Here is a 21,661-nt window from a genome sequence, read left to right on the forward strand (position 1 = left end):
TTCATGCGCGATGCCCATTGCGGGCGTCGCGCTTTTTTTTGCGCGCACGCCGCACTGACGCCACGCGCCGCACGGCTCACAGCGGGCATTGGAGGTCGCCCTCCTCCCAGGAACACCTTCATCGTTATTCAGAACAATTCATGCGACTGGCCATGTTGCTTCGCCTATGCTCGGACAGCACTCGCGCGCACGTCGCTCCGATGGCGCGTCGTCCGAACCGAAACGGGAACCGACACATGTCCACCACCACGCCTTCGATCGTTCACCACACCGTCACTGCGAACGGAATTCGACAACATTTCATCGACGCGGGCAGCGGGCCTGTCGTGGTCCTGCTGCACGGTTTCCCGGAAACCAGCTTCGCATGGCGCTTCCAGATTCCCGTCCTGGCGCAACGCTACCGCGTCATCGTGCCCGACCTGCGCGGCTACGGCGAAACCGACAAGCCGGCCGCCGGCTACGACAAACGCAACATGGCCCGCGATCTCGTCGCATTGCTCGACACGCTTGGCATCGGTCGAATCGCGCTGGTCGGACACGATCGCGGCGCACGCGTCGCGACACGCTTCGCGAAGGACTTCCCCGAGCGCCTCGAGCGCCTTGTCGTGATGGACAACGTGCCGACCCGCATCGTCGCGGAGAACATGACAGCCCAGACGGCACGCGCGTACTGGTTCTTCCTGTTTCATCAGGTAGCGGACCTGCCCGAAGCACTGATTGCCGGCAAGGAAGCCGAGTGGCTCAGCTACTTCTTCTCCGACTGGTGCTACAACCCGCACGCCATTTCCGGCGAGGCGTTCGACACGTATGTGCGGGCCTATCGTCGTCCCGGCGCCGTACGTGGCGCACTCGCCGACTACCGCGCGAACGCGGAAGACGTCAAACAGGATCTCGCCGACGCCGATGTGAAGATCGCATGCCCGACCATGGCGATCTGGGGTGAGGATTTCTACGCGGTCGGCAAGATGTTCGACATGAAATCCGTCTGGGAAAGCATGGCGACACATCTTCGGGCCGAGCCCATCGCGCAATGCGGCCACCTTCCGCAGGAAGAACAGCCGGAACGCGTCAACGCGCTGCTGCTCGATTTCCTGAAGAGCTGGGAAGGTTGAATCCGCGGCGCACCGGCATCGAGGCACAGGAAATCGGACGCGCGGCACGCGCGATCCACTGGTTGACAGGAGCACTTCATGAATGACGTATCGACGCCGCGGGCACTCGTGATCGGCGGATCGGTAGGCGGACTCTTCACGGCAACTGCGCTGCGTGCGGCAGGATGGCGCGTCAGCGTGTTCGAACAGTCGCCGAGCGAGCTCGATAGCCGCGGCGGAGGCATCGTCCTGCAGCCGCCGATCGTCCGCGCGTTCGCATTCGGCGGCGTACCGATGCCGGGCGATACCGGCGTGGATTCGAGCGAGCGGATCTATCTCGACGAGGGTGACCGGATCGTGCAGCAAATGCGCATGCCGCAAACCCAGACTGCGTGGAATGTGATCTATACGGCGCTGAAGCGCGCGCTGCCAGCGGGCGTCGTCCATGCAGGCGAGACGTTCGAGCGACTCGATTCCGATGGCGCGCGCGTCACCGCGCATTTCGCGAGCGGCCGGGTAGAACACGCGGATCTGCTCGTCGGCGCGGATGGCGGGCGCTCCGGCGTGCGCGCGCAACTGCTGCCCGATTCGCAACCCACCTATGCGGGCTACGTTGCGTGGCGCGGGCTCGTGGACGAACATGACCTGCCCGATCAGGTACTTCGCGTGCTGCGCAACCGCTTTACGTTTCAGCAGGGTGACGCACATCTGTTCCTGACCTACCTGGTGCCAGGTCGCGACGGCACCGTCGAGCCCGGCAAACGGCGCGTGAACTGGGTGTGGTACCGGCGTCTCTCGTACGACAAGCTACCTGAACTGTTTCTTTCCCGGGACGGCACACAGCGAGACGGATCGCTGCCGCCCGGTGCAATGCGCGACGACCATCGGTCGGAACTCGTCGACGCGGCCCGCAACCTGCTCGCACCGACGCTCGCCGCGCTCGTCGACGCAACGCACGCGCCGTTCGCACAGGCAATTCGGGATCTTGTCGTCGAGCAAATGGTGTTCGGCCGCGCGGTACTGCTTGGCGACGCAGCTTGCCTTGTCCGCCCACATACCGCCGCCGGCGTGGCAAAGGCGGCGGACAACGCGGTTGGACTCGCCGAAGCGATGCAGGCTTTCGCGCGCGGCACGGCGTTCGACGCCGCACTGTCGCGTTGGGAACGCGATCAGCAGAAGATCAACGCTTCGCTATCGGCGCTCGGTATTTCACTGGGTACGCGCATCATGGGGTCGACGTGATCACCCAGATAGCGCCGAGGCAGTCGAACCGCCGGACATCACGTGGATGAGGAAATAGCGCTCCAGATCGGGCGCCGAACAACAACCTTCGGCAATGCGGCATACTTTGACGTTTTTGAAACCGCTCTTGCTAGCTGCTGCAAACTTTGTTGCGCGCCGATAACGGGCAAAAAAAAGCGCCACGGAGACCGTGGCGCTAAAAAAGTTCTAGCCATTCCGAGGGCCGTGCTAGAACCTGAGAGACTGCGCGAAACACCGTTGCCGGTTAAACTCCTGAAACGATGTTTCGAAAACGTGAGACATTCTTTCCGTTTCCGCCCGACAAGTCAAGCGGTATTTGCACCGGCTCCTGCACTTTCCGGCAATGGTCATTTGAGAACTTTCCTAATAAACCAAGGGTGAACCCGTAAAATCCCATACGATGAACGATTCACCCACGGAACATGCATCTTTTGACAATCATCTTACGATACCAACAAAATTGAAATCGAGTTTCGGAAATAGAGAGAATTCCTCGTGTCGATATCTGTAACGCCTCCCGCACCCCGGGACCGTGAATCGGCGCCGGACGAGATCACCGCGCTCGCGCGCGGCCTCGCCGTGCTGCGCCGCATCGCGGCCGCCGACGCCCCCGTCAGCAACCGCGAGCTGACCGAATTGACGGGCATCCCGAAGCCGACCGTGTCGCGCATCACGGCGACGCTCGTCAGCGCCGGCTTCCTGTTCCAGCTGCCCGACAGCGAGCGCTTCGTGCTGACCGCGTCGGTGCTGGAGCTGAGCCACGGCTTCCTGCGCAACTTCGATATCCGCGCGCGCTCGCGGCCGTTCATGATCGAGCTGGCCGAGCGCACGTCGCTGTCGGTGCACCTCGCGGTGCGCGACCGGCTCGACATGGTCGCGATCGACGTGATCCGGCCGCGCTCGGCGGTGCTGGTCACGCGCCTCGAGATCGGCTCGCGGATGGACATCGCACGCACCGCGGTCGGCCGCGCGTATCTCGCGGCGCTGGAGGACGACGAGCGGCGCACGCTGCTCGACGCGCTGCGCGCGACGGCCGGCGACGATTGGCCGCACGTGTCGGCGCGCCTGAACCCCGGGCTCGAGGACGCGATGCGCGCAGGCCACGCGATCGCGATCGGCGAATGGCGCGAAGGGCTGAACGCGGTCGCGGCCGGCTTCGTCGGCCCGTCGGGCCAGCGCTACTCGGTGAACTGCGGCGGCGCATCGAGCCAGTGTTCGGCCGAATGGCTGCAGGAACACGTGGTGCCCGCGCTGCACGAATGCATCGCGAAAATCACCCGCGAGATCGGCGGCGCACCGGCCCGGCGCAGCGCCGCGTAATCGATCCGTCATCGTCCCGTCGCGTTATGTAACGACCGTAACCCGTTGAAAGATAGACCGCTGGACTGTAACGGGGACGGGACGTAGCATCATGCCCATCGTCGCGCCGCATTCGCGGTGCGCACCGCTCTTTCCCGCGCGGACCGCCAGGGCCGGACCGAGCCGGCCCTCGCGGCATCGCATGCCCACGCGCCGCTCCACCCCCGTTTTCCGGCACGCCGCGCCGTCTTCCTGACAGAACACGATGGACAACCAACAAAAGCCCACGCCCCCTTCGAAGGATCCCGCCGCCCCTGCCGCCCGTCGCCCGCGCCGCACGCTGGTGATCGGGACGCTCGCAGTCGTCATCGGCGGCCTGCTGTGGTGGCATCCGTGGAGCCGCACGCCGGCCGGCACGCAAGCCGCAGGCAGCGCGGCCTCCGGCGCGAGCGCCGGCGGCGGCCATCGCGGCCGCGGCGGCCCCGCCGCGATGGCGAACATTCCGCAGCCGGTGTCGGTCGCGACCGCGACGCAAGGCGAGATGCCGATCGTGCTGTCCGCGCTGGGCACCGTGACGCCGCTCGCGAACGTGACGGTCAAGACGCAGCTGTCGGGCTATCTGCAGTCGGTCGCGTTCAAGGAAGGCCAGCTCGTCAGGAAGGGCGACCTGCTCGCGCAGATCGACCCGCGTCCGTACCAGGTCGCGCTCGAAACCGCCGAAGGCACCTACGCCCGCGACGCGGCCTTGCTCGCGACGGCCCGCCTCGACCTGAAGCGCTACCAGACCCTGCTGTCGCAGGACTCGATCGCGTCGCAGACGGTCGACACACAAGCGTCGCTCGTCAAGCAATACGAAGGAACGGTGAAGACCGACCAGGCGGCGATCGATTCCGCGAAGCTGAACCTCACGTACGCACGCATCACGGCGCCGGTGTCGGGCCGCGTCGGCCTGCGCCAGGTCGACGCCGGCAACTACGTGACGGCGGGCGACACGAACGGGATCGTCGTGATCACGCAGATGCAGCCGATGAGCGTGATCTTCACGACGTCGGAAGACAACCTGTCGCGGATCCTCAAGCAGGTGAACGCGGGCAAGAAGCTGTCGGTCACCGCGTACAACCGCAACAACACGGTGCCGCTCGAGACGGGCGCGCTCGAAACGCTCGACAACCAGATCGACACGAGCACCGGCACGGTCAAGCTGCGCGCGACGTTCGATAACAAGGAAGGGCTGCTGTTCCCGAATCAGTTCGTGAACACGCGCCTGCTCGTCGACGTGCTGCGCAATGCGACGATCGTGCCGACGGCCGCCGTGCTGACGGGCTCGATCGGCCAGTTCGTGTACATCGTGAAACCCGACAACACGGTGACGGTGCGCAAGGTCACGATCGGCCCGGTCGACGGCGAACGCACCAGCATCGTCAGCGGCGTCGCGCTCGGCGAGCGCGTGGTCACCGACGGCTCCGACCGCTTGCGCGAAGGCGCGAAGATCACGATCCCGGCCGACAAGCCGAAGGGCGCGTCGGGCGCGCACGGCGCCGGCGCCGGCGCGGCGTCGGGCGCATCGGGCGCATCGGGTGCGGCCGGCCACCGCGGCGGACACAAGCACGGCGCGTCGCAGGCCGCGGCCCCCGCGGCCCAGTAACGCGCGGGCCGCTCGATGAATCCATCCCGCCTCTTCATTCTCCGGCCGGTCGGCACCGCCCTCCTGATGGCGGCGATCATGCTGGCCGGTCTCGTCGCGCTGCGCTTCCTGCCGCTCGCTGCGCTGCCCGAAGTCGACTACCCGACGATCCAGGTTCAGACCTTCTATCCGGGCGCGAGCCCCGAGGTGATGACGTCGTCGGTCACCGCGCCGCTCGAGCGGCAATTCGGGCAGATGCCGTCGCTGAACCAGATGTCGTCGCAAAGCTCGGCCGGCGCGTCGGTGATCACGCTGCAGTTCTCGCTCGACCTGCCGCTCGACATCGCCGAGCAGGAAGTCCAGGCCGCGATCAACGCGGCCGGCAACCTGCTGCCGTCCGACCTCCCGGCCCCGCCGATCTACGCGAAGGTCAACCCGGCCGACGCGCCGGTGCTGACGCTCGCCATCACGTCGAAGACCTTGCCGCTCACGCAGGTGCAGGACCTGACCGACACGCGCCTCGCGATGAAGATCTCGCAGATCGCCGGCGTCGGTCTCGTCAGCCTGTCGGGCGGCAACCGGCCGGCCGTGCGGATCCAGGCGAACCCGACCGCGCTCGCGCAGTACGGGATGAACCTCGACGACCTGCGCACGACGATCTCGAACCTGAACGTGAACACGCCGAAGGGCAACTTCGACGGCCCGACGCGCGCATATACGATCAACGCCAACGACCAGCTCACCAGCGCCGACCAGTACAACTCCGCGGTCGTCGCGTACAAGAGCGGCCGCCCGGTGATGCTGACCGACGTCGCGAAGGTGGTCGCCGGCTCGGAGAACACCAAGCTCGGCGCGTGGGTGAACGCGGAGCCCGCGATCATCCTGAACGTGCAGCGCCAGCCGGGCGCGAACGTGATCGCGACCGTCGACGCGATCAAGGCGCAGCTGCCGAAGCTGCAGGAGACGCTGCCCGCGGCGCTCGACGTGCAGGTCGTCACCGACCGCACGACGATGATCCGCGCCGCCGTGCGCGACGTGCAGTTCGAGCTGCTGCTCGCGGTCGTGCTGGTCGTGCTGGTGATGTACCTGTTCCTCGCGAACGTCTACGCGACGATCATCCCGAGCCTGTCGGTGCCGCTGTCGCTGATCGGCACGCTCGCGGTGATGTACATGGCCGGCTTCTCGCTGAACAACCTGTCGCTGATGGCGCTCACCATCGCGACCGGCTTCGTCGTCGACGATGCGATCGTGATGATCGAGAACATCGCCCGCTACGTCGAGGAAGGCCACACGGGCCTCGAGGCCGCGCTGAAGGGGTCGAGGCAGATCGGCTTCACGATCATCTCGCTGACGGTGTCGCTGATCGCGGTGCTGATCCCGCTGCTGTTCATGGGCGACGTGGTCGGCCGCCTGTTCCACGAATTCGCGATCACGCTCGCGGTGACGATCGTGATCTCGGCGATCGTGTCGCTCACGCTCGTGCCGATGATGTGCGCGAAGCTGCTGCGCCATTCGCCGCCGCCGGAAAGCCACCGCTTCGAGGCGCGCGTGCACCGCGTGATCGACGCGGTGATCGCGCGCTACGGGGTCGCGCTCGAATGGGTGTTGAACCGCCAGGGCTCGACGCTCGTCGTCGCGCTGCTCACGCTCGCGCTGACCGCCCTGCTCTACGTGTACATACCGAAGGGCTTCTTCCCCGCGCAGGATACCGGCGTGATCCAGGCGATCACGCAGGCGCCGCAGTCGATTTCCTACGGCGCGATGGCCGAACGCCAGCAGGCGCTCGCGGCCGAGATCCTGAAGGATCCGAACGTCGAGAGCCTCACGTCGTTCATCGGCGTCGACGGCAGCAACATCACGCTGAACAGCGGCCGGATGCTGATCAACCTGAAGGCGCGCGACCACCGCTCCGAGTCGTCCGCGCAGATCATCCGCGACCTGCAGCAGCGCGTCGCGAACGTGACCGGCATCACGCTGTTCATGCAGTCGGTGCAGGATCTGACGATCGACTCGACCGTGAGTCCGACCCAGTACCAGTTCATGCTGACGAGCCCGAATCCCGACGAGTTCGCGACCTGGGTGCCGAAGCTCGTCACGCGGCTGCAGAAGGAGCCGTCGCTCGCCGACGTCGCGACCGACCTGCAGAGCAACGGCCAGTCGGTGTACATCGAGATCGACCGCGCCAGCGCCGCGCGCTTCGGCATCACGCCGGCGACCGTCGACAACGCGCTGTACGACGCGTTCGGCCAGCGGATCGTGTCGACGATCTTCACGCAGTCGAACCAGTACCGCGTGATTCTCGAGTCGGAGCCGAAGGAGCAGCATTACGCCGAATCGCTGAACGACATCTACCTGCCGTCCGCCGGCGGCGGCCAGGTGCCGCTGTCGTCGATCGCGTCGTTCCATGAACGGCCGTCGCCGCTGCTGATCGCGCACCTGTCGCAGTTCCCGTCGACGACGATCTCGTTCAACCTCGCGCCGGGCGCGTCGCTCGGCGAGGCCGTGAAGGCGATCGGCGCGGCCGAGAAGGACATCGGCCTGCCCGGCTCGTTTCAGACGCGCTTCCAGGGCGCGGCGCTCGCGTTCCAGGCGTCGCTGTCGAACCAGCTGTTCCTGATCCTCGCGGCGGTCGTCACGATGTACATCGTGCTCGGCGTGCTGTACGAGAGCTACATCCATCCGATCACGATCCTGTCGACGCTGCCGTCGGCCGGCGTCGGCGCGCTGCTCGCGCTGATGATCACCGGGCACGACCTCGACATCATCGGGATCATCGGGATCGTGCTGCTGATCGGCATCGTGAAGAAGAACGCGATCATGATGATCGACTTCGCGCTCGAGGCCGAACGGGTCGAAGGCAAGCCGCCGCGCGAGGCGATCTACCAGGCGTGCCTGCTGCGCTTCCGGCCGATCCTGATGACGACGCTCGCCGCGCTGCTCGGCGCGGTGCCGCTGATCGTCGGCGCGGGCGCGGGCTCCGAGCTGCGCCAGCCGCTCGGGATCGCGATCGCCGGCGGCCTGATCGTGTCGCAGGTGCTGACGCTGTTCACGACGCCGGTGATCTATCTCGGCTTCGACAGCCTCGCGCGCCGCGCGCGCGGCTGGTTCGAGCGGTACGGCCCCGGCGCCGATTCCGGCAAGCACACGGGTGCGTAAGCGATGAACCTGTCGCGCCCCTTCATCACCCGCCCCGTCGCGACGACGCTGCTCGCGCTCGGCGTCGCGCTCGCCGGCCTGTTCGCGTTCATCAAGCTGCCGGTGTCGCCGCTGCCGCAGGTCGACTTCCCGACCATCTCGGTGCAGGCGTCGCTGCCCGGCGCGAGCCCCGAGACCGTCGCGACCAGCGTGACGAGCCCGCTCGAGCGGCACCTGGGCTCGATCGCCGATGTCAGCGAGATGACGTCGACCAGCACGGTCGGCAACGCGCGGATCATCCTGCAGTTCGGGCTGAACCGCGACATCGACGGCGCCGCGCGCGACGTGCAGGCCGCGATCAACGCGGCGCGCGCCGACCTGCCCGCCTCGCTGAAGAGCAACCCGACGTACCGCAAGGTCAACCCGGCCGACTCGCCGATCATGATCGTGTCGCTCACATCGGAAACGTCGTCGCCCGCGAAGCTGTACGACGCCGCGTCGACGGTGCTGCAGCAGTCGCTGTCGCAGATCGACGGGATCGGCCAGGTGTCGGTGAGCGGCTCCGCGAACCCGGCCGTGCGCGTCGAGCTCGAACCGCATGCGCTGTTCCACTACGGGATCGGCCTCGAGGACGTGCGTGCCGCGCTCGCGTCCGCGAACGCGAACAGCCCGAAGGGCGCGATCGAATTCGGCCCGAAGCACTACCAGCTCTATACGAACGACCAGGCGTCGCATGCGTCGCAGTACAGCGACCTGGTCGTCGCGTACCGCAACGGCGCGGCCGTGCGGCTGTCCGACCTGTCCGAGGTCGTCGACTCGGTCGAGGACCTGCGCAACCTCGGCCTGTCGAACGGCAAGCGCGCGGTGCTCGTGATCCTCTACCGCTCGCCCGGCGCGAACATCATCGAGACGATCGATCGCGTGCGCACCGCGCTGCCGCAGCTCACCGCGTCGCTGCCGGCCGACATCACGGTGACGCCGGTGCTCGACCGTTCGACGACGATCCGCGCATCGCTGAAGGACACCGAGCACACGCTGCTGATCGCGATCAGCCTGGTCGTGATGGTCGTGTTCCTGTTCCTGCGCAACTGGCGCGCGACGCTGATCCCGAGCGTCGCGGTGCCGATCTCGATCATCGGCACGTTCGGCGCGATGTACCTGCTCGGCTTCTCGATCGACAATCTGTCGCTGATGGCGCTGATCGTCGCGACCGGCTTCGTCGTCGACGATGCGATCGTCGTGCTCGAGAACATCACGCGTCACATCGAGAACGGCAAGCCGCGGCTGCAGGCCGCGTTCGACGGCGCGCGCGAGGTCGGCTTCACGGTGCTGTCGATGAGCATCTCGCTCGTCGCGGTGTTCCTGCCGATCCTGCTGATGGGCGGCATCGTCGGGCGCCTGTTCCGCGAATTCGCGCTGACGCTGTCGCTCGCGATCGCGGTATCGCTCGCAGTATCGCTGACGGTCACGCCGATGATGTGCGCGCGGCTGCTGCGCGAGCCGCACGACGCGCACGAGGAAGGCCGCCTCGGCCGGTTCCTGGAGCGCTTCTTCGCGCGCATGCAGCGCGGCTACGAGCGCTCGCTGTCGTGGGCGCTGCGCCGCCCGCTGCTGGTCCTGCTGATCCTGTTCGCGACGATCGGGCTGAATGTCTATCTGTACATCATCGTGCCGAAGGGCTTCTTTCCGCAGCAGGACACCGGGCTGATGATCGGCGGCATTCGGGCCGACCAGTCCACGTCGTTCCAGGCGATGAAGCAGAAGTTCACCGAGATGATGCGGATCGTGCAGAGCAACCCGAACGTGCAGAGCGCCGCGGGCTTTACCGGCGGCACGCAGACCAATTCGGGCTTCATGTTCGTCACGCTGAAGGATCGCACCGAGCGCAAGCTGTCGGCCGACCAGGTGATCCAGCAACTGCGCAAGCCGCTGGCGGATGTCGCCGGCGCGAGCACGTTCCTGCAGGCGGCTCAGGACATCCGCGTCGGCGGCCGGCAGAGCAACGCGCAATACCAGTTCACGCTGCTCGGCGATTCGAGCGCCGACCTGTACAAGTGGGGGCCGCTGCTGACCGAGGCGCTGCAGAAGCGTTCCGAGCTGACCGACGTCAACTCGGACCAGCAGCAAGGCGGCCTGGAGGCGATGGTGACGATCGACCGCGCGACCGCCGCGCGGCTCGGCATCAAGCCCGCGCAGATCGACAACACGCTGTACGACGCGTTCGGCCAGCGCCAGGTCTCGACGATCTACAACCCGCTGAACCAGTACCACGTCGTGATGGAAGTCGCGCCGAAATACTGGCAGAGCCCGCAAATGCTGAATGAAGTGTGGATCAGCACGTCGGGCGGCAGCGCGAACGGCTCGCAGTCGACCAACGCGGCGGCCGGCACCTTCGTCGCGACCTCGGCCGGCACGTCGAGCGCCGGCACGGCCGCCACCAGCGCCGCGGCGATCGCGTCCGATTCCGCGCGCAACCAGGCACTGAACTCGATCGCGTCGAGCGGCAAGTCGAGCGCGTCGTCGGGCGCGGCGGTGTCGACATCGAAGTCGACGATGATCCCGCTGTCCGCGATCGCGACCTTCGGCCCCAGCACGACGCCGCTGTCGGTCAACCACCAGGGCCTCTTCGTCGCGACGACGATCTCGTTCAACCTGCCGCCGGGCGTGTCGCTGTCGCAGGCGACCCAGGCGATCTACCAGACGATGGCGCAGATCGGCGTGCCGCCGACGATCGTCGGCAGCTTCCAGGGCACCGCGCAAGCGTTCCAGCAATCGCTGAACAACCAGCCGATCCTCATTCTCGCGGCGCTGCTGGCCGTCTACATCGTGCTCGGGATCCTGTACGAGAGCTACATCCACCCGATCACGATCCTGTCGACGCTGCCGTCGGCCGGCGTCGGTGCGCTGCTCGCGCTGCTGCTGTTCAAGACGGAGTTCAGCATCATCGCGCTGATCGGCGTGATCCTGCTGATCGGCATCGTGAAGAAGAACGCGATCATGATGGTCGACTTCGCGATCGACCAGACGCGCAACGGCAACAAGTCGTCGTACGATGCGATCCACGAGGCGTGCCTGCTGCGCTTCCGGCCGATCATGATGACGACGATGGCGGCGCTCCTCGGCGCGCTGCCGCTCGCGTTCGGCCACGGCGACGGCGCCGAGCTGCGCGCGCCGCTCGGGATCGCGATCGCCGGCGGCCTGATCATGTCGCAGGTGCTGACGCTCTATACGACGCCGGTCGTCTATCTGTACATGGACCGGCTGCGCGTGTGGGGCGAGAAGCGCCGCAACCGCCGCGGCAATTCGGGCGGGCCGGCGGTGGCTGGGGAGTAGCGTGTAGCGGGACGTGGGACGCGGCGGGACGCGGGACGACGGAGCGTGGAGCGGCGCGGCGGTGCTCGACAGCGATTCTTGGCGGCGCCAAAAACCGCGCCAACGACCTTGGCTCCCGAACAATAGCCGATCGTCCAGATCGTTTCAGCCGACGATTCACGCGCGGCCGCCGGGGCCGCCGACAACGAGGCGGCGCATTCGCCCGGGATCGGGCTTGCGCGCCGGCGGCGATCGACTATCGTGTGTCCATGCCCACCCTCGCGCCCGTTTCCGGGAGCCCGCCATGAACGTCCAGCTCAACCATACGATCGTCTGGTGCCGCGACAAGCACGCGTCGAGCCGCTTCCTCACCGAGCTTCTGGAGTTGCCGGCGCCGACGCCGTTCGGCCCGATGCTGGTCGTCCCGCTCGAGAACGGCGTGTCGCTCGATTTTTATGAAACGGAGGGAGAGATCGCGTCCCAGCACTACGCATTCCTGACCGACGAGGCCGGCTTCGATCGCGTGTACGCGCGCATTCGCGAGCGCGGTCTGCCGCACTGGGCCGATCCGGCGAAGCGGCAGCCCGGTGAGATCTACCGCCATCACGGCGGGCGCGGCGTGTATTTCGACGATCCGGACGGTCACTTCCTCGAAGTGATGACGCAGCCGTACGTGCTGAACGGATAACGGGACGCGTCGGCCGGGGTAGCACCGGCCGACGGGGTGAGACAGCGGCGCCCTCGGTCGGACGCCGCCCCGGCGCGGTTGGCGCGGTTGGCGCGGTTGGCGCGGTCGACGCGGTCGACGCGGTCGGCGCGGTCGGCGCGGTCAGCGCGGTCAGCGCGGTCAGCGCGGTCGGCGCGGTCGGCGCGGTCGGCGCGGTCGGCGCGGTCGGCGCGGTTGGCGCGGTCAGCGCGGTCAGCGCGGTCGGCGCGGCCAGCGTTACTCGGTAGCGGCGGCCGTCTTGCGCGGACGACGCGCACGGGGAGCCGTCTTGCGGGCCGGTTTTTTCGGCTTTGCGGCGGCGGCTTCGTCAGCCGCCTCACCGGTCGATTCGGCAGCCGGTGCCGCTTCGTGCGCCGGCTGCGCGGCAGCCGCCGAAGCGCCGTACTCGCCGGCCGTCGGCGCCGCGACGTGCCGTTCCTCCCGATGCTCCGCGTCGCGATGCGTCGCTTCGGCAGGCTGGCCTTGCGCGTGCTTGTCACCACCCTGCTTCGCACCGCCGTGCGCGGCCTCGTCCGGCTTCGCCGCCGCCTGACGGCCGGCGCTCTTCGCGTCGCCGCCCTTCGCCTCGCCACCCTTCGCCTCGCCACCCTTCTTGGCGCCGGTCTTCTTCGCTGCGCTCTTGCGCGCGCGCTTGCGGCCGTCCTTCGCTTCACCGTGCGTGTCGGCCACTTCAGTCGCTTCGGTCACTACAGTCGCTTCGGCCGTCGCTGCCGGCACGAGCGCCACTTCGTCCATGACATCGACGACGCCCGCCTCTTGCGCTTCGGCCTGCACGCTTTCCTGCACGGCTGCTTCCGCCCGCTGCCCGCGACGCCGCGACTGGCGCTCGGCCGGTGCTGCCGCTTCCGCATGACGCGCGCCGTGACCGTGATGCGCGCCGTGACCATGGTGCGCGCCGCCCGTATCGCGTGCCGTCGCCTGCTCCACCGCGGACGACTGGCGCGGCCGCGACACGAACGCGCCCGACTTGTCGTCGCGCCCCACTTCGAGCAGCCCGCGCGCCTGCGCTTCGTCGAGCAGGTTGCCGAACGCGCGGAAGCCGTAATACGACTCGTTGAAATCCGGCTTGCGGCGCTTGATCGCGCTCTTGAGCACCGACGCCCAGATCTTGCCGACGTCGTCGCGCTCCGAGGCCAACGCATCGAACGTCTCGACCGCGAGCGCGATCGCCTCGCTGCGGCGCGCTTCCAGCTCCGGCTTGCGCGACGGTTCGTCCGGCCGCTTCGCGCCGCCGTTACCGGCGTGCTGCTGTTCGCGCTTCGCCTGCGCGCGCTGCTGCTCGCGCACCAGATCGTCGTAGAAAATGAATTCGTCGCAGTTCGCGACCAGCAGGTCCGACGTCGACTTCTTCACGCCGACCCCGATCACCTTCTTCGCGTTCTCGCGCAGCTTCGACACCAGCGGCGAAAAATCGGAGTCGCCGCTGATGATCACGAACGTATCGACGTGCGACTTCGTGTAGCAGAGATCGAGCGCGTCCACGACGAGCCGGATGTCGGCCGAGTTCTTGCCCGACTGGCGCACGTGCGGAATCTCGATCAGCTCGAAGCTCGCCTCGTGCATCGACGCCTTGAAGCCCTTGTAGCGCTCCCAGTCGCAATATGCCTTCTTCACGACGATGCTGCCCTTCAGCAGCAGCCGCTCCAGCACGGGCTGGATGTCGAATTTCTCGTACTTCGCGTCGCGCACGCCGAGCGCGACGTTCTCGAAGTCGCAGAACACGGCCATGCTGACGTTGTCCAGGGGTAATGCCATGTGTACTCCAACCGGTTGGTCGCCGCGCTGCATTGCGTCGCGGCGAAAAATGCATCGCGCACATGATAGCCGGTCAGCGGGTCGATTCCGCAATCGCTGCGCACAACAGCACGCAGACGGTGCCTCGGCCGACCGCGCCGGCAAGCCTCGAGCGGTGCGTCCCTCATTACCTGCACGCCGCCGGCCCAAATCGACATACACTTGAGTATCGGTCGTCCGTCCCTATCTGGGAGGATGACGCATCGTGCAAGGAGCGGTTTCATGACGACGAAGGTACTGCTGATTGGCGCGACCGGCCGCACGGGTCAGGCCTGCGCGGATCTGCTGCTCAAGCAGCCGGAATTCGAGGTGACAGCGCTGGTGCGCCGGCACGGCTATGCGCTGCCGGGCGCGAAGGTCGTCGAGGCCGATCTGACGGGCGATTTCTCGCACGCATTCCAGGGCATCACGCACGTGATCTACGCGGCCGGTTCGGCCGAATCGGAAGGCGCCGCCGAAGAGGAGCAGATCGACCGCGACGCGGTCGCGCGCGCGGCCGAGCATGCGCTCGCCTACAACGTGCAGAAGCTGGTCGTGATCAGTTCGCTGACCGCGTACTGGCCGGAACGCAGCGGCGACGCGCTGCGCCACTACTCGCAGATGAAGCGCGAAGGCGACGAGCGCGTGATCGCGTCGGGCATCGATTACGTGATCCTGCGCCCCGGCCCGCTGTCGGACAGCCCGGGCGTCGGCAAGATCGCATTGACCGAGGAGCCGCTGAACGCGGCGCCGCCGGTGTCGCGCCAGGATGTCGCATGGGCCGCGATCGAGGCGATCAAGCTGGGCATTTCGCGCAAGGTCATCGGCTTCGTCGGCGGCGGCGTGCCGATCGAACAGGCATTGCGCGCTTAACGGACACCCGGTACGTCCGGCGCGCCCGCGCCGCCACCCGGCGGCGCGTTTCGCCGTGCTTGCGGCCCGCACAGCGGGCCGCTTTACCACCCGCTCACCGCCTGCGGCTTACTGCTTCGGATGCGCGTCGGCCCACGCCTTGACCGCGGCGAGTGTGTTCTCCACGTGCTTGTCGGGTGACAGGCTCGTGTACTCGTACAGCACCTTCCCTTCCGGCGAAATCACGTAGGACACGCGGTTCGCGCGATCGAGCGCCGGCAGCTTCGCGTCATATTCGCGGATGATCTTCGCGTCCGGATCGGCCGCGACCGGAAACTTGCTGCGGCACTCGCTCACCGAGAACTTGGTCAGCGTGTCGATGTTGTCGGCGGAGACTCCAATCACCGTTGCACCGTAAGCTTTGTAACGATCGACCGCATCCGCGAACGCATGCGCCTCGATGGTGCAACCCTTCGTGAACGCGGCCGGGTAGAAATACAGCACGACCGGCCCGTGCTTCAGCGCGTCGGCGAGCGCGTACGTGTAAGTCTTGCCGCCCAGCGACGCCTGCGTCGTGAAATCGGGGGCCGTAGCGCCCGGCTTCAGTTGCGCCTGCGCGACCAGCGCATGACCGGCCAGCAGCAGCGCCGCCGCGGCGCCCACCAATAGTTTTCGCTTCATCTGTGTCCTCATTTCTTATACAGTCAGCCTCGATGTGGGCCATGCTGCGTTCGCCCGTCGAACGCCGCATGCACGACCCGGTCCGGCGGCAGCGTGAGCCGCTGCCGGCCGGCCGGTTAAAGATTCCGCGCAACCTGCCGTTATTCCTTCCGGACAACCGGTTCCAGCCCTTCACGTCAGCGAGAAACATGGAAGCCAACAGGAAACAGACGCCACGCAAGGGCTCCTGGCGCAATGCCTTGCATACGCTGCGCCGCTTCGCCTGGTCGGGCGGCGCGCTGATGCCTGCGCGCGCCGGCGCGCCGCGCCGCGACGACACCGTGCGCAACTGGCTGGAACAGACGGTCGGCACGGTGGATTTCCTCGCCCATGTCGACCGCGAGCTGCGCTTTCTGTATGTATCCGACGCGAGCCTGCGCTTCATCGGTTATCACCGCGACTACCTGCACACGCTGACGCTGCGCGACCTGATCGCCGAACAGGATACCGCGACGCTCGAAGGCCTGCTCGCACGTGCCGCGCGTTCCGGCCAGGTCGAGAAGGCGACGATCTGCATCGTCAAGTCGCTCACCTACCCGCTCGACGTCGAGATCCGCGCGTTCAAGAGCCGTCACCACGGCGTCGACGGCTTCGCGATCGCGGCGTTCGACGTGACGGCCTGGCGTGCGCTCGAAGCCCGCCTGACGTACGAGATGCACCACGATCCGATGACGGGGCTCGACAACCTGTCCGCACTCGTGCCCGCGCTGATGCGCGCGCAGCAGGCGGCCGACGAGAGCGGCACGTGCGCGGCGCTGCTGCTACTCGACCTCGACGATTACCAGCGCATCAACCGCGCGCTCGGCTACGACGCCGGGGACACGCTGCTGCGCGACACCGCGCAGCGGCTGCGGGCGCTCGTCGCACCGGGCGAGCAGCTCGCGCGCGTCGCGAGCGACAAGTTCGCGGTGGTGTTGACCGCGCCGAACCGCGCTCGCGCGAGCGACGCCGCTGATGCGCTCGCGCGCCGGCTGCAGGCCGCGGTGCGCGAACCTTACGTGTTTCAGGGGCAGACCGTGCACTTGTCCGCGAGCATCGGCATCGCGCTGTACCCGGACGAACGCGCGGCGCCCCATCGCGCGCAGCACCACAGCCCGCTGCTGCGCCGCGCCGACCATGCGCTCGCGCAGGCGAAGGCGTCGGGCGGCAATGCGCTCGCGTTTCACGAGCCGGTCGACGACCCGGCCGACGCGGAGCGGCTCAAGCTCGAGGCCGACCTGTACGACGGCGTGCGCAACGGCGAGTTCTCGCTCCACTTCCAGCCGATCACGCGCAGCCAGTCGGGCGCGGTGGACGGCGTCGAGGCGCTGATCCGCTGGCGGCATCCGGTGCACGGCCTCGTGCCGCCGGCCACCTTCATTCCGCTCGCCGAGTCGATCGGCCTGATCAACTATCTCGGCAACTGGGTGCTCAAGGCCGCGTGCATGCAGCTCGTCGCGTGGGACCGCCAGGGGCTCGCGCTGCAGTATGTGGCGGTCAACGTGTCGCCGCAGCAGTTCCGCGACCCGCGCTTCACGCAGAGCGTGCGCGAGGCGATCGCGCTGACGGGCATCGACCCGCGCCGCATCGTGCTCGAAATCACCGAAAGCCTGCTGATGCACGATCCCGCGCAGGCGAAGATGCTGCTCGAGGAGCTGACCGAGCTCGGCATCCGCTTCGCGATCGACGATTTCGGGACCGGCTATTCGAGCCTCGCGTACCTGCAGCGCTTCCCGCTCGCGAAGCTGAAGATCGACCGCAGCTTCGTCGAGAACCTGCTGACGTCGCGCAACGATCGCGCGATCGTGTCGGCGGTCGTCGGCCTCGCGCAGACGCTCGATCTCGAGCTCGTCGCGGAAGGCGTCGAGACCGAGGCGCAGCGCGAACTGCTGACCGAAATGGGCTGCAACCACATCCAGGGCTGGCTCGTGTGCCAGGCGCTGCCGTCCGAGGAGCTCGCGCGGCGCTTCGAGGCGCAGCAGTTGCGCCTGCACGCCGCCTGACGCGCGCAGCGAACCGGACAGATTCGTATGTCAATCACCGCACACCTGCCCCGCACGGCGCTGCTCGACAAGCTGTGGGCCCGGATGAACGAACGGGGCGACTTCCCGCTGCTGTCGGAATCGCTGCGCGCGACGATGGCCGCGATGAAGAACGACGACCTCGACTTCACCGCGCTCGTACGCGTCGTACTGTCGGATTTCGCGCTCACGCAGAAAGTCCTGCGGCTCGCCAATTCCGCGATGTACATGGCGTTCGGCGGCAACATCACGACCGTCACGCGAGCCCTGATGGTGCTCGGCATGGACACGGTCGGCCATCTCGTCGTCGGGCTGAAGCTCGTCGACCATTTCCATCACAGCACGCCGCGCCGCATCGACGCGAAGCTCGAGCTGAACCGCGCGCTGCTGTCCGGCTGCGTCGCCCGCAAGCTGACCGAGCACGCGGAACTACGCGGTGGCGAGGAAGCGGTCGTCTGCACGCTGATGCGCCAGGTCGGCAAGCTGCTCGTGGTCTGCTATCTCGACAGCGAATGGGACCGGATCCGCCGCCGCGCCGCCGAGCTGAACGGCGATGACGCGGCCGCGTGCATCGACGTGCTCGGCGTCGGCTTCGACGAAATCGGTCTGGAAGCCGCCGCGAGCTGGCGCTTGCCCGACGTGATCCGCGCCGGGATGGCCGACGGTGACGGCCGCGCCGCGCACGCCGCCCACCGCGACGAACGCGAAGACGACGACGAAGACGAGCGCGCCGACCGCCGGCGCCCCGCGGCCTGTGCCGACGAAGGCACCGACCGCGTGCGCTGGCTGCGTTCGGTGAGCCGCTGCTCGACCGACGTCGCCGGGGCGCTCGCGATGCCCGCGGGCCCGCAGCGCGACGCGCACATCGCGGTGCTCGCGCAGCGCTACGGGCAGGAACTGGAGATCGATGCCGACGCGTTGGTGGAGATCGCCGACCGGCTCGCACGCGAGGAAGCGAGCGACACCGTGATGCGCGAGATCGTCGAGCTGCGCGCGAACGCCGATGCGATCGCGCGGGCGCAGCCCGAACCCGAGGCATGCCTCGAGGCCGGCCTCGCGGACCTGCGCGCGCTACCGTCCGAGCACGTGCTGATGCCGGTGCTCGCGCTCGCGTCGGAAAGCCTGCTCGCGGGGCTCGCGTTCACGCGCACCGTGATGTTCGTGCGCCGCGACGACGGCATGTTCGCCGCGCGCCTCGGCTTCGGGCCGGACGTCGATGCGGCGCTCGACCGGCTGTGCTTCGACGAGCGCTTCGAGCCGGACGTGTTCCATCTCGCGATCACGAACTCGGTCGGCATCTTCATCGAGCAGGCGCAGGAGCCGAAGATGGTGAAGCGCCTGCCCGCGTGGTACCTCGATGCGCTCCCCGACACGCGCGCGTTCGTGCTGCTGCCGGTGCGCGTCGGCACGACGACCGTCGGCCTGCTGTACGGCGACTGGGCCGGCGCGCAGCCCGCGCGCAAGATCACGCAGCAGGAGATGAGCGTGCTCAACGAGCTCGCGCGCGAACTGGGGCGATTCTTCCCCGCGTAACGCACGCGGTACGCCGCCCCGTGCGCAAGAAGCGACGCCCCAAAAGCAAACCGGCCGCGAAAGCGGCCGGCTGCATCGTGCGACGGATCGAAACGCTTACTTGAGCGTGACCGGCACGCTGAAGTACTTCTTCGCGAGGGTGTCGATCGTGCCGTCGGCCTTCAGCCCCTTCAGCGCCTGATCGAGCGCGGTCTTCAGCGCCGCGTCGTTCTTGCGCAGGCCGAACCCGACGCCCGAGCCGAGGATCTCGGCATCGGCCACCGTACCGCCGGCGAAGCCGAAGCCCTGGCCTTGCGGCTTCGACAGGAAGCCCTTCGAGCCCGCTTCCGAATCCTGGAACGTCGCGTCGAGACGGCCCGACTTCAGGTCGGCGTAGGCCAGGTCCTGCGTCTGGTACGGCACGACCTCGACACCGGCCGGCGCCCACTTCTTCTTCGCGTACGCTTCCTGGATCGTGCCCTGCAGCACGCCGACCCGCTTGCCCTTCAGCGCTTGCGGCGTCGGCTGGAGGCCGCTGCCCTGCTTCGCGATCAGCTGGTTCGGGATCGTGTAGATCGGATCGGTGAACGCGATCGCGTGCTTGCGCTGGTCGGTGATCGTCATGTCCGAGTTGATCGCATCGAACTTGCGCGCCTGCAGCGCGGGGATCAGCCCGTCGAAGTCGTTCTCGACCCACACGCACTTCACTTTCAGTTTCGCGCACACCGCGTTGCCGATGTCGATGTCGAAGCCGGTCAGCTTGCCGTCGGGCGTCTTGTATTCGAACGGCGCGTACGAGGCCTCCACGCCGAACCGGATCTCCTTCAGATCCGCAGCCATCGCGCTGCCTGCCGCCACGGCCGTTGCCGCCACTACCGCGTGCGCGGCCACTTTACGCCAATCCAACTTCATCAGGTGTTCTCCTCGATACTCGAATGTTCCGGAACTACGGGCGCTTGCATCATTGCCGGGCCGGATGACCACGACAATCCCGATGCCGCGCCTTGATGCGGCGCAACAGCCGCAAGGCGGCGATTGTACCAATCCGCACGGCCCGATACGGCAAAGCGGCCGGCGGCACGCGATGCTGCGCTGCGTGTGCAGGCGTCGGCCGGGCCGTTCGTCGAACTTGCAAGATGATGTCGCAAATACGCAAGGGCCGAGGCGCGGCCGGCGGACGTCAACCCAAAATCGAACGCGGCGCGACGATGCGCGGGCTGCCGATCACCGCAGCCGCGCGCATCGGCGCATCGCTCAGACGAGCGCGGCGAGCGTGTCGCGCGTCGTGTCGACGACGAGCAGGCCCGCGCGCAAGCCCGGCTTCACCGACGGATTCGGGAACACGATGCGCTCCTCGTCGTGCTTCACCGTGTAGCGGTAGTCGCCGTCCTGCGCGAGCACGGTGCCGCGCGCGAATGCGGTGAAGTTCGCGACGTCGGCCGCGACGAACAGCTCGAGCGCGTCGCTCTGCTTCGTGATCTGGTCGATCACGGTGAACACGCGCGGCAACGGCGCATGGCTCCCCCGCGGATGGCCGCCCCGCGGATGGCCGCCCCCCGCATCGACATCACGGGGCGCGCCCGACACGAGCTTGCGCACCGCGCGGTCGGCCGGCGCGAAACGCGACAGGTCGTTCTGGCCGAACGGCCGCACCTTGCCGAGTTCCAGCGTGCACGCGAGCGCGCCGCACTGCTCGGCCGTGAAATGCGAATACGTGTTGCCCTTCGCGGTATGCAGCAGCACGGCCGCGATGCGCGCTTCGCCGAGCCATTCGACCATCGCGCGGGTCGGCGGCGTGCCCGTGTGCGGCAGCAGCGCGAACTGCTCGAACACCGATGCGCGAATCGCCGTGTGCATGTCGATGTGCCAGCGTGCACCGCCCGCCGGCGCGGCCGCGAAGAACGCGGCGGCCGCCGCTTCGAGCTGCGCCGCGCGCGGCGCTTCGCGGCTCGTCGGCACGTGCGCGTGACGCCCGCTGAACAGGCGGTTCAGGTCGTCGTCGAGATAGCGCTCGCCCGCGCGCATCGCCGGCACGTTGCCGAGCACGACGAGCAGCCGGCACGCGAGCGGCAGCGTGCCCGCCGCGAGATCATGCACGAGCATCGACAGCAGCTCGATCGGCGCGGTCTCGTCGCCATGCACGCCGGCCGACACGAGCACGCTCGCGCGCGCCGCAGCGTCAGCATCGGCATCGCCCGCCGCATCGCGTGCGGCCGGCTCGAACGCGAGCAGCCCGTCGCCGAGCCATTGCCAGCGCACCGCGCCGTCCGCGCACGCGCCGTCCTTCACGGCCGGCGGGTCGCCCGCGAGCGTGAACGCGAGGAAGTCGTCGAGCAGCGCGGCGGACGGCATG

14 protein-coding genes are annotated in these 21,661 nt (G+C 67.7%); 10 read left to right on the forward strand and 4 right to left on the reverse strand.

Features of this window, described 5'->3' with window-relative positions:
* Nucleotides 1–236 precede the first annotated feature (236 nt).
* The 7 genes from SB771_RS13145 to SB771_RS13175 all read left to right on the forward strand — a co-directional run bounded on the left by SB771_RS13145 (nucleotide 237) and on the right by SB771_RS13175 (nucleotide 12,412).
* Nucleotides 237–1,112 carry an alpha/beta fold hydrolase gene (locus tag SB771_RS13145; RefSeq protein WP_175661862.1) on the forward strand — a complete coding sequence of 292 codons (876 nt, stop codon included), beginning with the start codon at nucleotides 237–239 and terminating at the stop codon, nucleotides 1,110–1,112.
* A gap of 78 nt (nucleotides 1,113–1,190) precedes the next feature.
* Nucleotides 1,191–2,333, forward strand: a complete 1,143-nt coding sequence (locus SB771_RS13150; protein ID WP_175661739.1) for an FAD binding domain-containing protein — start codon at nucleotides 1,191–1,193, stop codon at nucleotides 2,331–2,333.
* Between the two features lie 516 nt (nucleotides 2,334–2,849).
* Nucleotides 2,850–3,674: an IclR family transcriptional regulator gene (locus tag SB771_RS13155; RefSeq protein ID WP_011656418.1), complete on the forward strand. Its 825-nt coding sequence runs from the start codon at nucleotides 2,850–2,852 to the stop codon at nucleotides 3,672–3,674.
* Nucleotides 3,675–3,918: 244 nt separating this feature from the next.
* Complete coding sequence (locus SB771_RS13160) at nucleotides 3,919–5,298, forward strand: MdtA/MuxA family multidrug efflux RND transporter periplasmic adaptor subunit (RefSeq protein WP_175705080.1); 1,380 nt, start codon at nucleotides 3,919–3,921, stop codon at nucleotides 5,296–5,298.
* A gap of 15 nt (nucleotides 5,299–5,313) precedes the next feature.
* Nucleotides 5,314–8,433, forward strand: a complete 3,120-nt coding sequence (locus tag SB771_RS13165) for an MdtB/MuxB family multidrug efflux RND transporter permease subunit (RefSeq protein ID WP_175661737.1) — start codon at nucleotides 5,314–5,316, stop codon at nucleotides 8,431–8,433.
* A gap of 3 nt (nucleotides 8,434–8,436) precedes the next feature.
* Nucleotides 8,437–11,745: an efflux RND transporter permease subunit gene (locus SB771_RS13170; protein ID WP_175661736.1), complete on the forward strand. Its 3,309-nt coding sequence runs from the start codon at nucleotides 8,437–8,439 to the stop codon at nucleotides 11,743–11,745.
* Nucleotides 11,746–12,028: 283 nt separating this feature from the next.
* Nucleotides 12,029–12,412: a VOC family protein gene (locus SB771_RS13175; protein WP_175661735.1), complete on the forward strand. Its 384-nt coding sequence runs from the start codon at nucleotides 12,029–12,031 to the stop codon at nucleotides 12,410–12,412.
* 255 nt (nucleotides 12,413–12,667) lie between these two features.
* On the opposite strand, the gene SB771_RS13180 is transcribed toward SB771_RS13175, so the two are convergent.
* Nucleotides 12,668–14,206 (reverse strand): NYN domain-containing protein, encoded by a 1,539-nt coding sequence (locus tag SB771_RS13180; protein ID WP_175661734.1) that lies wholly within the window; start codon nucleotides 14,204–14,206, stop codon nucleotides 12,668–12,670.
* A gap of 261 nt (nucleotides 14,207–14,467) precedes the next feature.
* Between SB771_RS13180 and SB771_RS13185 the strand changes: the two genes are divergently transcribed.
* Nucleotides 14,468–15,097 (forward strand): SDR family oxidoreductase, encoded by a 630-nt coding sequence (locus SB771_RS13185; protein ID WP_138848023.1) that lies wholly within the window; start codon nucleotides 14,468–14,470, stop codon nucleotides 15,095–15,097.
* 108 nt (nucleotides 15,098–15,205) lie between these two features.
* On the opposite strand, the gene SB771_RS13190 is transcribed toward SB771_RS13185, so the two are convergent.
* A complete protein-coding gene (locus tag SB771_RS13190) occupies nucleotides 15,206–15,757 on the reverse strand; it encodes a peroxiredoxin (protein WP_011656407.1) in 552 nt (183 codons plus the stop codon).
* Between the two features lie 281 nt (nucleotides 15,758–16,038).
* On the opposite strand from SB771_RS13190, the gene cdpA reads away from it, so the two are divergent.
* Nucleotides 16,039–17,778, forward strand: coding sequence for a cyclic di-GMP phosphodiesterase CdpA (gene cdpA / locus SB771_RS13195; protein ID WP_193759174.1), 1,740 nt, complete (start codon nucleotides 16,039–16,041; stop codon nucleotides 17,776–17,778).
* A gap of 27 nt (nucleotides 17,779–17,805) precedes the next feature.
* Nucleotides 17,806–19,329 carry an HDOD domain-containing protein gene (locus SB771_RS13200; RefSeq protein ID WP_175661733.1) on the forward strand — a complete coding sequence of 508 codons (1,524 nt, stop codon included), beginning with the start codon at nucleotides 17,806–17,808 and terminating at the stop codon, nucleotides 19,327–19,329.
* Between the two features lie 96 nt (nucleotides 19,330–19,425).
* On the opposite strand, the gene SB771_RS13205 is transcribed toward SB771_RS13200, so the two are convergent.
* Together SB771_RS13205 and astE are read right to left on the reverse strand one after the other, a co-directional pair.
* Nucleotides 19,426–20,220: an ABC transporter substrate-binding protein gene (locus SB771_RS13205; protein ID WP_006755075.1), complete on the reverse strand. Its 795-nt coding sequence runs from the start codon at nucleotides 20,218–20,220 to the stop codon at nucleotides 19,426–19,428.
* Nucleotides 20,221–20,562: 342 nt separating this feature from the next.
* Nucleotides 20,563–21,660, reverse strand: a complete 1,098-nt coding sequence (gene astE, locus SB771_RS13210) for a succinylglutamate desuccinylase (RefSeq protein WP_175661861.1) — start codon at nucleotides 21,658–21,660, stop codon at nucleotides 20,563–20,565.
* Nucleotide 21,661: the final 1 nt, after the last annotated feature.

The organism is Burkholderia sp. SIMBA_051, from assembly GCF_046534915.1.
GTDB lineage: Bacteria > Pseudomonadota > Gammaproteobacteria > Burkholderiales > Burkholderiaceae > Burkholderia > Burkholderia ambifaria.

Bases quoted from the DNA above. Each gene is read 5' to 3' on its own strand.
- SB771_RS13145 (WP_175661862.1), top strand. From the start codon at position 237: ATGTCCACCACCACGCCTTCGATCGTTCACCACACCGTCACTGCGAAC.
- SB771_RS13150 (WP_175661739.1), top strand. From the start codon at position 1,191: ATGAATGACGTATCGACGCCGCGGGCACTCGTGATCGGCGGATCGGTA.
- SB771_RS13160 (WP_175705080.1), top strand. From the start codon at position 3,919: ATGGACAACCAACAAAAGCCCACGCCCCCTTCGAAGGATCCCGCCGCC.
- SB771_RS13165 (WP_175661737.1), top strand. From the start codon at position 5,314: ATGAATCCATCCCGCCTCTTCATTCTCCGGCCGGTCGGCACCGCCCTC.
- SB771_RS13170 (WP_175661736.1), top strand. From the start codon at position 8,437: ATGAACCTGTCGCGCCCCTTCATCACCCGCCCCGTCGCGACGACGCTG.
- SB771_RS13175 (WP_175661735.1), top strand. From the start codon at position 12,029: ATGAACGTCCAGCTCAACCATACGATCGTCTGGTGCCGCGACAAGCAC.
- SB771_RS13180 (WP_175661734.1), bottom strand. From the start codon at position 14,206: ATGGCATTACCCCTGGACAACGTCAGCATGGCCGTGTTCTGCGACTTC.
- SB771_RS13185 (WP_138848023.1), top strand. From the start codon at position 14,468: ATGACGACGAAGGTACTGCTGATTGGCGCGACCGGCCGCACGGGTCAG.
- SB771_RS13190 (WP_011656407.1), bottom strand. From the start codon at position 15,757: ATGAAGCGAAAACTATTGGTGGGCGCCGCGGCGGCGCTGCTGCTGGCC.
- cdpA (WP_193759174.1), top strand. From the start codon at position 16,039: ATGCCTGCGCGCGCCGGCGCGCCGCGCCGCGACGACACCGTGCGCAAC.
- SB771_RS13200 (WP_175661733.1), top strand. From the start codon at position 17,806: ATGTCAATCACCGCACACCTGCCCCGCACGGCGCTGCTCGACAAGCTG.
- SB771_RS13205 (WP_006755075.1), bottom strand. From the start codon at position 20,220: ATGAAGTTGGATTGGCGTAAAGTGGCCGCGCACGCGGTAGTGGCGGCA.
- astE (WP_175661861.1), bottom strand. From the start codon at position 21,660: ATGCCGTCCGCCGCGCTGCTCGACGACTTCCTCGCGTTCACGCTCGCG.